The sequence below is a fragment of the Saccharothrix sp. AJ9571 genome, from assembly GCF_021725495.1.
Lineage (GTDB): Bacteria > Actinomycetota > Actinomycetes > Mycobacteriales > Pseudonocardiaceae > Amycolatopsis > Amycolatopsis magusensis.
Map to the genome: position 1 here is coordinate 574687 of NZ_CP091382.1, position 12296 is coordinate 586982.

Below are 12296 nucleotides of genomic sequence, written 5' to 3' on the forward strand. Positions count from 1 at the left end.
CCCTAAACCCGTGGGTCGACGTGCACCTTCGGCCCGGGCCCCGGTGGGCGCGCGCCTGCCAGCACCCCGGCGACCTCGTCGAGCCCGACGGTCGCGGCGACCAGCGGCCGTGGATCGACGTGCCCGCTCGCGTAGTGCCGGATCGTCTCGGCCAGACCCGGCGACGCACTCAGCACCCCGACCGCGGTCACGTCCTTGAGCACCAGTTCGCGGGTGTCGATCCGGCTCGGCCGCCCGGCGAGTCCGATGTAGACGATCCGGCCGGATGGTTCGACCACCTCCAGGGCCCACGCGGGCAGCTCGGCCGCGTTGGCGGCGTCGACCACCGCGTCGAACGGCAGCCGGGGCAGCTCGCCGGCGGTCCACACGCCGTCGAAACCCAGTGACCGCGCGAAGTCCAGGGATTCCGGGTGGTTGCCGACCAGGTGCACCTCGGCACCCGCCGCCCTGGCGAACATCGCGGTGAGCAGGCCGATCGTGCCCGGCCCGAGCACGAGCACCCGGGTGCCGGGCCGGGCATTCGCCGCCCGCGCCGCCCGCAGCGCGTTGCCACCGGGTTCGACCAGGGCGCCGAGCGTCGCGTCGACCGAATCCGGCAGCTCGTGCAGCGAACTCACGGGCACCGCCAGCCGTTCGGCGAGCGCACCCGCACGGCCACCGCGGATGCCGACCTCCTGCCTGTCCGCGCAGACGTGCTGGTTGCCGCCGAGGCACCGGCGGCAGCGCCCGCAGCCGAGCATGGTGTCGCCGATGACCCGCCGCCCCAGCCACGCGCGGTCGACGCCCTCGCCGGCTTCGGCCACCGTGCCGGTCCATTCGTGACCGATGCGCACCGGGTAGCTCGCGTGCCCGTCCGCGAGGTACTGCATCTCCCCGCTGAAGAACTCGGCGTCCGTACCGCAGACCCCGGCGCGCTCCACCACGACCACGGCCTCACCCGGCGCCGCCACCGGTGGTTCGACCTCCAGCACCGACGCCTCGCCCGGCGCGGTGACGGCGAACGCCCGCACCCCGTCAGCCCCAGATGAGCGCCGCCGTCTCGACGATGCGTTCCAGCTTGGCCTTCTGCTCGTCCAGGGTCAGGTCGTTGCCCTCCTCGGTCGAGGAGAACCCGCACTGCGGTGACAGGCAGAGCTGGTCGATGTCGACGTACTTGGCCGCGGCGTCCACCCTGGCGCGCAGGGAATCCACGGTCTCCAGCTCGCCGCGTTTCGTGGTGACCAAGCCGAGCACGACCTGCTTTCCCTTGGGCACGAAGCGAAGCGGTTCGAAGCCACCCGAACGTTCGTCGTCGAACTCGAGGAAGTAGCCGTCCACGTTCAGCTCGTTGAACAACGCGTCGGCGACGAAGTCGTAGCCACCGGTGGCGATCCACGACGAGCGGAAGTTGCCGCGGCACAGGTGCGTGGTCACCCGCAGGCCGTCCGGGCGGTCGCGCAGCGCGGCGTTCATCGTGGCGATGTTGCGCACGTGCTGCTTGTCCGGATCCCCGCCGGCCCTGGCCACCATCGCCCGCTGCTCGGGATCGTTGAGGTAGGCGAGGCTGGTGTCGTCGAGCTGCAGGTAGGTGCAGCCGAGCCCGGCCATGCCGGCGATCTGCTGGGCGTAGGCGGTGGCCAGATCGGCGTAGAACTCCTCGAGGTCCGGGTACGCCGTCTCGTCCACCGCGGCGCGCCCGCCGCGGTAGTAGACCATGCTCGGCGACGGGATGGTCTGCTTCGGCGTCACCGACTCGTCCACAGTGGACTTGAGGTAGGTGAAGTCGTCGGCGAAGACCACCTCGTTCAGCCCGATCCGGTCGTTGACGCGGAACGCCGACGGGCTGAACTCGAGGTCGCCCTGCTCGTTGTGGAAGGTGACGTGCAGTTGCTCGTCGCTCTTGCCGATGCCGCGCAGGCGGTAGATGAAGTCCATGTGCCACGAGCCGCGGCGGAACTCCCCGTCGGTGGCCGACCGCAGCCCGGCCGAGCGCTGCAACTCGACCACCTCGCGGATCGCTTCATCCTCCACGGTCCGCAGCTCGACCGCGGTGATCTCGTTCTTGGCGCGTCTCTCGCGGGCGGTTCGCAAGGCGGGTGGGCGGAGGAGGCTGCCCACGTGGTCGGCACGGAACGGCGGTGTCTCGCGCGGAGTCATCACCCCATCGTCGAGCAGGCACGCGCGCCGATCAACCCCCGCTCGGCTTCGTCGAAGTCGGGCAGAACTCCGCACGGTGCTCAGCGGCCCACTGGCGGAACGTCCGCGGCAGGTGCCCGGTGAACCGCTCCACCGTGTTGTTGACCGGGGCGGGCATGGCGATCGCCCGTTCGGCACTGTCCATCACCGATTCGAGGACTCGTTCGGGCATCCAGGGTTCGCGGCGATCTTGGGCCTCCTGCCTGGTCAGCGCGTCGACCGTGAGCGGGCGGCCGAGTTCGCCTGCCAGTATCGCGACGATCTCCGCCTGGGTCAGCGACTCCGGTCCGGTGAGGGCGAGCGTGGTGCCCGGGTAGCGGTCGGTGGTGAGCAGTTCGGCCACCACTTCGGCGATGTCGTCCTCGTGGATCGGGGTGAACTGGCCTTCCGGGTAGGCGATGCCCACGCGGTCCCCGATGCGGATCTGCGTGCCCCAGTCGCGACTCGCGTCGGTGGCCAGCCAGCCCGGGTAGATCACCGTGTACCGCAGTCCGGACTCGCGCACCGCCTGCTCGGACGGCAGGTGACCGAGGCGGATCGGGTTGTCGATCGCGCCCTCGTAGACATCCGGTGAGGACAGCAGCACGACGTAGCGAACGCCCGCTTTCCCTGCTGCCTCAAGGAACTCCGTCGGCGCCGCCCGGGCTGTCGGGTACAGGAAGATCGCTTCCACCCCGGCCAGCGCGGCGTCCGCATTGCTCGGGTCCAGTAGGTCCAACTGCACGGGCTCGACGCCGTCGGGTAGCTCCAGCCCTGTCACGTCTCTCGCCGATGCCCGCACGTGGTGGCCACGACGAGCCAACTCGGCGACCACCCGGCTGCCGACGTTGCCCCGCGCTCCGGTGACGAGAACGGTCATCACGACTCCCTTTTGCTTTGTCTGCAAAATACCTTTGCAAACAAAGCTATACCGTGGACACCAGTTCGTCCAGTACGGACAGCGCCTCGGCCAGATCCGGCTGAGCGGCGCTACCCCGTCGCACGCAGGCGATGAGCTTGCGGACCGGGCGCGGATTCCCGGTCAGCGGCACCCGGACCACCGCGTGCTCGGCCGGGATCGGCACCAGCCTCGGGAGCAGGCAGACACCCAGCCCGTCGGACACCAGCCGGGAGATGGCGAACCACTCCTTCACCTGGTGCGCGACCGCGGGCGTGAAACCCGCGGTGGCACAGGCCGAGAGCAGCAGGTCGTAGGTGTCGTTCTGCCGCGGCTTGACGATCCAGCGCTCGGCGCGCGCGTCGGCGAGGGTGACGCCGGGGCGGCCGACCAGCGGATGTCCTTCGGGCACCAGCAGGTCCTGCGGATCTTCGTGCAGCACCCGCTGCTCGAACCGCGGGTCGTCGACCGGCGGGCTGGCCGGTGTCGGCAGCACCACGGCGAGATCGGCCTGCTCGGCGAGCAGGAGGCGGAAGCAGTCTTCGCTCTCTTCTTCGAGCAGCTCGATGTGACGGCGTTCGTTGCGCAACCTGACCGCGGCGGGGGAAAGGAACGCCGCGATGGCCGAGGACACCCCGCAGAAACGCAAGGTCCGGCGGGCTCCGCCGAGGTCCGCTCGAGCGCGCTCCCAGTGCTCCTGCAACGCGTCCGCGTGTTCGAGCAGCGCATGAGCGGCTGCGGTGAGGCGGACGCGGCGGCCGTCCCGGATGAGCAGTTCGACACCGAGGTCGCCGGCCAGCGCCCGCAGTTGCTGGGACACCGCCGAGGGCGTCACGTAGAGAGCTTCCGCGGCCGCGGTGACCGTGCCCCGGTCGGCCAGTACGCGAAGCACCTGCACCCGTCGAAGGTCCATCATGTAGCCCACGCTAAACGAATTCGGTCGTGAATCCTCGATGGACCTGAACGGTGTGCGGGCGTGAAGCTGGCGGCATGGTTCCCGCACCGCTCCTCGTGCTCACCGCGGCGATCTGCACGCAGACCGGCCAAGCCTTCGGCAAGCAGCTCTCCGGCGAGATCGGCGCGGGCGGGGTGGTCGCGCTGCGACTGGGTTTCGCCGCGACCCTGCTGCTCGTGTGGTTCCGGCCGAAGCTGCCCGAACGGCGGCACCTGCCGTGGATCCTCGGCCTCGGCACCGCCATCGCGGGCATGAACCTGGTCTACCCGGCGATGCGGTACCTGCCGGTCGGCGTGGCGAGCACCCTGCAGTTGCTCGGGCCGCTGGTGCTCGGCCTGTGCACGTCGAGGCGGCTCGCCGACCTCGGCGCCGCCGTGGTGGCCGGTGCCGGGGTCTGGCTGCTGAACGACCCGGCGGGCGGGGCGCTGCCGTGGCAGGGCGTGGTGCTCGCCCTGCTCTCCGCCGTCGCGATGGGCGCGTACCTGGTGCTCAGCCGCAAGGTCGCGCTGCTCACCGGCGGGCCGTCCGGGCTGGCGTGGGGTGTCGCTTTCGCGGCCGTACTCGGCATACCGACCGGACTGCCGGCCGAGCCGCTGGACTGGGCGCCGGGAGTACTGCTGGCGGGCGCCGCCGTCGCGACGTGCACCGCAGTACTCCCGTACACCCTCGAACAGTCCGCGTTGCGGCGGATCAGCGCCGGCACCGTCGGCGTGCTGCTCAGCCTCGAACCCGCCGTCGCCGCGGTCGCCGGGCTGCTCGTACTGGACGAGCAGCTTTCGGCGCTCCGCTGGCTGGGCCTCGGCTGCGTCAGCCTGGTCGCCGCGTGGACGGCTACTTCGCGGCGAGCGCGAGCTCCGGCTCCGCCACCCGCGAACGCTTGACCACCCCGGAGATCGCGACCAGCAGGCCGAGCACGGCGATCCCGGTGACCACGACCAGCGCGGGCGTCAGGCCGTCGAGCACCCCTGCGCCCTCGCCCGCGTTCGCGGTCAGCACCGCGGTCACCACGGCGAGGCCGATGGCGCCGCCGACCTGGACCGAGGTGTTCAGCAGCCCGCCGGCCAGGCCCTGTTCGTTGTCGCTGATACCGGCCGTGGCCTGGATGTTCAGCGAGGAGAACGCCAGCGTGAAGCCGACGCCGAGCAGGATCATGCTGGGCAGCACGGCACCGGCGTAGCTGGAACCCTCGTCGATCCCCAGGAACAACGCGTAGCCCGCGACGTGCGCGGCGACGCCGGCGAGGATGGTGCGCGGGGTGCCGAGGCGGTCGATCAGCGGCTCGATCTTCGGCGAGCCGAAGGCGACGATCAGGGCCGCGGGCAGGAAGCCCAGCGCGGTCTGCAGCGCGGACCAGCCCAGCACTGACTGCAGGTAGAGCATCACGACGAACTGGAAACCGATGTAGGCGCCGAAGAACAGCGCGCCCCCCAGGTTCGCGCGGGCGAGCGGGCCCGAGCGGAGGATGCCGAGGCGCAGCAGCGGGTGCTTCGAGCGCTTCTCGATCAGGATGAAGGCGGCCAGCAGCCCGATGGCGAGCGCGAAGGAGATCAGCGTGCGCGGCGAGGCCCAGCCGATCTCCGGCGCCTCGACCACGGCGAAGACCAGCAGCAGCGACCCGGCGGCGCCGGTGATCGCGCCGGGGAAGTCGTAACCGCCACCGGTTTCCGGGCGGTAGCGCGGGATCAGCTTGACCGCGGCGACCAGCGCGGCGAGCGCGATCGGCACCGGGAGCAGGAAGGTCCAGCGCCAGCCGACCTCGGTGAGCAGGCCGGAGAAGACGAGCCCGGCGGAGTAGCCGCTGGCGCCGAACACGGCGAAGATGCTGATCGCCTTGTTGCGCGCGGGACCCTCGTGGAACGTCGTGGTGATGATCGACAGCGCGGCGGGGGCGGTGAACGCGGCCGCGAGGCCCTTGATGAACCGGCTCGCGATGAGCAGCGGGCCGCTGTCGACCAAGCCGCCGAACAGCGACGCGACGGCGAACACCGCGACCGCGACGAGGAAGACGCGGCGTCGGCCGAGCAGGTCGGCGGTGCGCCCGCCGAGCAGGAGCAGACCGCCGTAGCCGAGCACGTAACCGCTGATGATCCACTGCAGCGAACTGGTGGAGAGGCCGAGTTCGGCCTGGATGGACGGGAGGGCGACGCCGACCATCGACACGTCGAGCGCATCGAGGCCGACGACGGTGGAGACGGTGAGGAGCACGCCCCACAGGCGTGCGTCCCACCGGGTCGAGGAGGTGGACAGGGGTGCGGAAGAGCTCATGACCGAGGACGATACATGCGCGCGCATCTAATGCCAACGCATTAAATGCGTTTGCATCAGATTCGTGTGCATGTTATCTTGGGGCGGTGAGCGATGTGGCCGAGCGAACCCTGGTGCAGGAGTGGCGCGAACTGTTCGCGCGGCACGCCACGGTGTTCAACGCGCTCGAGTGCCGGCTGCAGGAGCAGCACGGGATCGGCATCAACGAGTTCGAGGCGCTGGAGCGCCTGGCCACCTGCGAATTCAAGTGCCGGGGGACGGACCTCACCGAAGCGGTACACCTGAGCCAGAGCGCCACGTCACGCCTGGTGGCCCGGCTGGAGCGGGAGGGCCTGGTGGAACGCGCCATCTGCGACCAGGACCGCCGGGGCATCTTCATCTCCCTCACCGACGCCGGCCGCCAACGCTACGCGGAAGCCAAACCCACGCACCGCGCCGTCCTAGCCAAAACCCTCCCCCACCACTGACCCCGCCCATCCCCACCTCCAGGCACCCGAACCCCACACTCGCGCAGCCGAACCCCGCACTCGCGCACGCGAGTCCCACACTCAGACAGCCGAACCCCGCACTCGGCCAGCCGAACCCCGCACTCGGGTAGCCGAGTTTCACGTTCAGGCAGCCGAACTCCACGTTGGTGCAGCCGAACCCCACACTCAGGCACCCGAGCCCACACCGGGACGCCCGAGTCCCACACTCGGGCAGTCGAACTCCACACTCAAGTAGTCGAACCCCACGTTCGTGCAGCTGAATTCTGCGTTCGGTGGCCGAGTTCCACACTCGGGCAGCCGAGCCCCGCACTCGGCGCGGGATTTGGGAGCGCGCGAGCCCGAGTTCCACGTTCAGGCAGCTGAGTTCCACACTCGGGTAGCCGAAGTCTGCACTCAGGCAGCCGAGTTCCACGCTCGAGTTCTCGTTCGAGCGCGGTCGATCGATTGAGCCCTACGTTCGGGGCCAACTGACGGCTCGCGAGGTTGTTCCGGTCGGCACTTGAGCCTTGGGGACGACACCCGCGCCAACGTGGAGTTCAGCTGCCCGAACGCAGAACTCACGAGCCCGAATGTCGAACTCGGGCTCCCGAACGTGGGGTTCGGAGGTCCGAGTGTGGGACTCGCACACCCGAGTGTGGGATTCGGATGCCCGAGTGTGGAACTCGGGTGCGTGAGTGTGGGGGTCGGGTGCGTGAGTGTGGGACTCGGGTGCGTGAGTGTGGGACTCGCGTGCCCGAGTGTGGGACTCGGGTGCGTGAGTGTGGGACTCGGCTGCCTGAGTGTGGAACTCGGGTGCGCGAGTGTGGGGGTCGGGTGCGGGAGTGGGGTTAGAGGTGGGGGACGGCGGTGAGGGGGCGGTGGTTGAGGGGTTGGGTGGGGCGCGCGTTTCCGGTGGTGAACAGGGATTGGAAGCGGGTGATGGTGGCGGGCGAGACCGTGAGTTCGGCGGTCAGGAACCACTGGACGTCTTCGCTGAACGGGTAGGTCGTCAGCGAGCCGTTGTACCGCAGGGTGCTCAGGTTCGACGGCAGCAGGGACTTCAGGTCGACGTCGTGGATCGCGACCGGGTCGCCGCATTCGGGGGCCAGGGCGGCCAGCACCTTGTCCACTGTGGACGGTGCACCCGCGCGCAGCGGGACGCCGATGACCAGCAGCCTGCCCGCGGCGCTCCGGTGGACGAAGTGCATTTCCAGCGGGTCCGCGTGCCCGGCGAAGTGGTGCTCCGAGGGCGTGTGGAAGTGGAACTGCTCCAGCTCGTACCGCACCCCGGCCACGGTCACGTGCCCGGCACCCGGCGTCACCACGGCTTCTTCGGTCTCTTCGTGGTGCCGCGTCGTGCAGCCCGCCGGGTCGGCCGCGTCTTTCCGGACGTATTCGAGTTCCAGCTCCGAGTGCCCATAAGCGACGTTCAGCCGCGGCTGGTGCGGGTCGAACTTGATGGCACCCGGGGTGACGTTGATCGGGCTCTGCATCGGCAGCTGCGACTGGGCGGCGGTACCACCGGCGGTCAGCGTTGCCAAGGCGAGCCCGAGCGGAAGGAGGATGGCGGTGAAACGTCTGCGTGTCACGCTCAGAACCTTTCGGGGACCCGAAGTCGGTTCACTCTTCAGGAGGAACTCGATCAGGAGCCCATATCCTTCTCCGCCCTCGATCGTTCCCGCAAGCACCCGTAAGCCGGGCAATTGCCCTCATCCGCACCAATTCGCCCGAACGTTTCCGGCATTCGGAAGTGATCTGCGCAACACTCGCCCGGGCTGCACTATTAACAGAACAGCCGTACTGTCCGATTTGTGGCTGTTCTTCCTTTGCTCACCTCCGTACTGCTGACCCTGCCCACCCCGGTCACTCCGGCGGCGGCACCACAGGCCTGCGACGGCGTGACCGTCGCCGTCGCGCTTCCCGGTGAACTGCTGGTCCGCTGCTCGAGCGGGGCCACCGCCCGGGAAGCCCTCGACAACACCGGCCTCGACATCGAGACCGGCCGCAACACCGGCGGCTACGACGAACCCGACTACGTCTGCCGGATCGACGGCTATCCCCAGGCCGACGACTGCGCCGGCCACGAGGACGGCGACCTGTACTGGAAGGTGTGGCGCGTCGGCATCGACCCCGTCGCCTGGCGCGCCTCCCAGACCGCCGGCGGCCCGGCCGCGGTCCCGGTCTGCCCTGGCAGCCTCGTCGGCTTCAGCTTCGGCGGGCAGATGCCGGTCGACCCCACCGGCGTGGTCACGACCCCCGGCTGGCTACCGCCGAACTGCCGCTGAGCCGGGCGACCGGCGTGGCCACCTGTTCCACGGTCACCCACACCGCCAGCACCAGCGCCGCCAGCATCACCATGGCCAGCACGCGGAAGTCCACAGTGGCCAGTGCCGATCCCGGGACCAGGTACGGCAGGTAGGAGAACAGCGACGCGAACTGGGTCAGGATCGGCAACGGCCACAGCACGCGGGGCAGGCAGAACGCGGCGACCACGGTCAGCACGTCGGCGAGGAAGAAGTACCGCTCGTGCATCGCAGGCAGCAGGAACGGCACGAGCAGCGCCGAAACCGTTGCCAGCAGGACCATCCGCGTGGTGGTCAACTCGGTGGCCCTGGCCAGGACGGCGATGATCCCGCCGAGCACCAGCAACCCGGTCAGCGCCACCCCGGCGGCCTTGATCACCTCCGTGCCGGACGCCCCGGTCAGGAACTGATAAGCATTCGGCGCGTTCAGCGTCAACTGGCCGTACGTTTCGGTCTGCGTGGCGTAGATCGTCAGCAACGGCACCGGATCGGCGCCGATCAGCAGCGCCGGGACGTCCAGCACCAGGTAGACCCCCGGCACCAGCAGCAACGCCCGCCACGGGACGCGCTTGCCGAGCACCAGCAACAACAGCACCGGGAACAGGAAGATCGCCTGCAACTTGAACGCCAGCGCCAGGCCGAAAAAAGCACAGGCGAGATACGGCCGGTGACGCAGGGCGAAGTACAAGCCGCCGAGCGCGAACGCGGAGTAGATCGAATCCGCCTGTGCCCACATCGAACTGTTCAGCACCACGGTCGGCAGGAACACCACCACCGCGCCCGCCAGGACCGGCCACCAGCGGCCCGGGTAGCGCAGGTCGACGATGCGGTAAACGAAGTAGGCCAGTAGGAAGTCGAACACCACCGAAATCGCCTTGATGCCGATCAGCGGCGGCACCGGCAGGTAGCTCAGCACCACGAGCAGGTACAGGTACGGCGCGTTGTAGTTGGCGAACTCGTGCCGCAGCGCGCGCCAGCCGCCGTTCTGCTCGATGAACTCGTACCAGCGCAGCAGGAACGCGTTGTAGTCCCCGGAGCGGTGGTCGAAGAACAGGGTGCGCACGGCGACCGCCGCCAGCACCAGGACCACCAGCGCGCCGATCTTCTTAGCCATGGCGGTCAGTCAAACGCGGTCCGCTGTGAACCGGCTGTGCGCCGGGTGTGCGCGAGCTCAGCGGAACAGGTGCTCGATCCGGCTGGAGACCGCGGAGACCAGCGGGGCGAACCGGGGACGGCCGCCGAGCAGGGACTGCACCTTGGACCAGCGGCTCAGCGTCAGTTCGGGGTGCGCCGTGCCCGGCACCCCGCGTTGCAGCGCGCGCATGTCGTCGGCGAGCAGGTTCAGGTTGTCGTCGATGACCTCGCGCTTGGGCACGTCTTCGCGACCGGTCTGCGCACGCAGCCGGTCGAGCAGCACCAGTACTTCGGTCGCGGAATCCGCGGTCGTCCCGGCCTCGATGCTGATCACCCCGCTCTCGCGCCGACGCCGAGCACAGACGTTACCGCGCGCGAAAAGTCGAGGGAACAGGCGGCGAGAAATCACTGCCACCACAATCGAACGGTTACTCACCGCCACCGGCCGGGGTCCTAAGCGGACTGTCCGGTTTGGTAACAGGAATTGCGGTGTCCTCTTCGGACGGGGGAGGGCGAACGGGTGGAACCCAGCGGAACGGACGGGTCGGGGGTCAGCCCGTTCCACCGGGGGCTGTGGGAGCGGTGGCGAACCACGCGCTGGGGTCGGCGTCGGTCTGCGGCCACGGCGTACCACCGCCGTCGCCCGCGCACCGGCATTCGTGAAAGAGGCAGGTCCAGGCGTCGGAGAAGCGCCTGCCGCACCACCGGCAGGTCCGGAAGACCCGGCTGACGAACTCGGCGGGGCTCTCGCCTTCCCCGCGTCGTGGCTCCGGTCTTTCGCCAGGCACCAGCACCTCCCGTGATCGCGTCATCACGCTAGGCGCGGCCGGTGGTGGTTTTGTGCACCAGGAGTGCACACCGGGGGTGGTCTACCCGGTTGGGGCAACGCCCATTCGCCAGGCGAGGCCGCGCAATTCGCGGCCACCGGCATCACGGCGCGCGCTGCCGAGCAGGTCAGCGACGGCCTCCCGAGCGAAAACATTGTTTCGGACCTTTTGCGGCGCCAGCTCTTCCGCTTTCAGCAACGCCGAAAGCCCTTGTTCGCGAGTCTTCCGCTCAGTGAGCAAACCGCGGCCCAGATCCATCCAATAGGCTGATTGCCGCGCCCGCGAAACCCCGACCGGCCGCACCTCGCGGGCCAGCTCGGCGACACCGGCACCCAGCCCGAGTTCGAGCCCGATGGTCACCTGCCAGATACCGACGTTCGTCCGGCCGAAGTTGGTGTCCATCCACGGGCTCACGTCCGGCCCGAGCTGCCCGGCCAGCGCGGCGGCCTCGGCCAGGTGGGTCCGCGCCTGCTCGGCCTGACCGCGGGTGGCCGAGGCCAGTGCCGCGGTCAGGTGCGCCAGCCCCGCCGTTTCGGTGCGCCCGCCGGGCATTTCGGCCACCCGGACGGCCAGGTCGTACTGCCGCTGCCGGTTCGCCCCGGACAGCAGCTGGGCCCGCTGGTAGGCGGCGTAGGTGGTCCACACCGGGTCGTCCAGCCGCTCGGCGGCCTGGTGCATCCGCTCCACCGCGAGCGCGGGCAGCCCGGCGAAGCCGAGGTCGTGCACCAGGTAGGCGGCGGCCTTGTAGGTGCCGATCAGGCCGATCAGCGCCTCCCGGCGGTGTGCCGGGTCGGCCGAGACGACCAGCAGCTCGCGGATCAGCTGCGGGATGAGCACCACCTGCGCGGCGAAGTCGGCGTCCGGCCGGAGCACCTTGTTCAGCCGCCGCACGTCCGCGGCCACCTGCGGCCACGGCCGGACCGGCTGCTCCGGCACCTCGCCGACCCACCAGCCGGTCAGCGCCGCCTCCACCTCCGGCACCCCGGCCCGGATGTCGTCGTCCCGCGGATCCCGTGCCACATAGGGCTTCCCGGTCAGCTCGGTGGGTGAGACGCGCAGGGTGCGGGCCAGCGCTTCGAGCACGCGCCTGCTGTTGACCGGTTTCTCGCCGCGCTCGATCTGACCGAGGTAGGTGAAGGAGTAGCCGGAGAGCTGCGCCACCGCCCGCAGGCTGAGCTGACGCCACCCGCGGATCTCCCGGAGCCGCCGCCCCAGTTCCATCGCGGGTTCCATCGCCCTATGCCACCCTTCGGTCGAAGTGCCACCACCTCCAGGGTAGCCAGCCCTAGATCA

12 protein-coding genes are annotated in these 12296 nt (G+C 69.8%); 3 read left to right on the forward strand and 9 right to left on the reverse strand.

Features of this window, described 5'->3' with window-relative positions:
• Positions 1–2: 2 nt before the first annotated feature.
• From L3Q67_RS02780 to L3Q67_RS02795, 4 genes are read right to left on the reverse strand one after another with little or no spacing between them, the layout of a single operon-like run.
• On the reverse strand, positions 3–1010 hold the full coding sequence (locus L3Q67_RS02780; protein WP_499188029.1) for a zinc-dependent alcohol dehydrogenase: 1008 nt from the start codon (positions 1008–1010) through the stop codon (positions 3–5).
• Between the two features lie 4 nt (positions 1011–1014).
• Complete coding sequence (locus L3Q67_RS02785; protein WP_499188030.1) at positions 1015–2136, reverse strand: uroporphyrinogen decarboxylase/cobalamine-independent methonine synthase family protein; 1122 nt, start codon at positions 2134–2136, stop codon at positions 1015–1017.
• Positions 2137–2167: 31 nt separating this feature from the next.
• The gene (locus L3Q67_RS02790) at positions 2168–3034 is read right to left on the reverse strand and encodes an SDR family oxidoreductase (protein WP_499188031.1); all 867 of its coding nucleotides are present in this window, start codon (positions 3032–3034) and stop codon (positions 2168–2170) included.
• Positions 3035–3080: 46 nt separating this feature from the next.
• A complete protein-coding gene (locus tag L3Q67_RS02795; protein ID WP_499188032.1) occupies positions 3081–3968 on the reverse strand; it encodes a LysR family transcriptional regulator in 888 nt (295 codons plus the stop codon).
• Positions 3969–4042: 74 nt separating this feature from the next.
• Here L3Q67_RS02795 and L3Q67_RS02800 point away from each other — a divergent pair, with 74 nt between their 5' ends.
• Positions 4043–4888 carry an EamA family transporter gene (locus L3Q67_RS02800; protein WP_499188033.1) on the forward strand — a complete coding sequence of 282 codons (846 nt, stop codon included), beginning with the start codon at positions 4043–4045 and terminating at the stop codon, positions 4886–4888.
• Here the strand turns inward: L3Q67_RS02800 and L3Q67_RS02805 are convergent.
• Positions 4839–6272, reverse strand: a complete 1434-nt coding sequence (locus L3Q67_RS02805; RefSeq protein WP_499188034.1) for an MFS transporter — start codon at positions 6270–6272, stop codon at positions 4839–4841. The two genes, L3Q67_RS02800 and L3Q67_RS02805, sit on opposite strands and share 50 nt — an antisense overlap.
• Positions 6273–6358: 86 nt before the next feature.
• On the opposite strand from L3Q67_RS02805, the gene L3Q67_RS02810 reads away from it, so the two are divergent.
• Positions 6359–6739, forward strand: a complete 381-nt coding sequence (locus tag L3Q67_RS02810; RefSeq protein WP_499188035.1) for a MarR family winged helix-turn-helix transcriptional regulator — start codon at positions 6359–6361, stop codon at positions 6737–6739.
• Positions 6740–7587: 848 nt separating this feature from the next.
• Here L3Q67_RS02810 and L3Q67_RS02815 read toward each other — a convergent pair.
• Positions 7588–8328 (reverse strand): carbonic anhydrase family protein, encoded by a 741-nt coding sequence (locus L3Q67_RS02815; protein WP_499188036.1) that lies wholly within the window; start codon positions 8326–8328, stop codon positions 7588–7590.
• A gap of 222 nt (positions 8329–8550) precedes the next feature.
• Here L3Q67_RS02815 and L3Q67_RS02820 point away from each other — a divergent pair, with 222 nt between their 5' ends.
• Positions 8551–9024, forward strand: a complete 474-nt coding sequence (locus tag L3Q67_RS02820) for a hypothetical protein (RefSeq protein ID WP_499188037.1) — start codon at positions 8551–8553, stop codon at positions 9022–9024.
• Here the strand turns inward: L3Q67_RS02820 and L3Q67_RS02825 are convergent.
• The 3 genes from L3Q67_RS02825 to L3Q67_RS02835 form a co-directional block, all read right to left on the reverse strand.
• Entirely contained in the window at positions 8987–10156 is a 1170-nt protein-coding gene (locus tag L3Q67_RS02825; protein ID WP_499188038.1) for a putative hexosyltransferase, read from the reverse strand. The genes L3Q67_RS02820 and L3Q67_RS02825 overlap by 38 nt on opposite strands.
• A 57-nt stretch (positions 10157–10213) precedes the next feature.
• Positions 10214–10510 carry a hypothetical protein gene (locus L3Q67_RS02830; RefSeq protein WP_499188039.1) on the reverse strand — a complete coding sequence of 99 codons (297 nt, stop codon included), beginning with the start codon at positions 10508–10510 and terminating at the stop codon, positions 10214–10216.
• A gap of 535 nt (positions 10511–11045) precedes the next feature.
• Complete coding sequence (locus L3Q67_RS02835) at positions 11046–12236, reverse strand: helix-turn-helix domain-containing protein (protein ID WP_499188040.1); 1191 nt, start codon at positions 12234–12236, stop codon at positions 11046–11048.
• Positions 12237–12296: the final 60 nt, after the last annotated feature.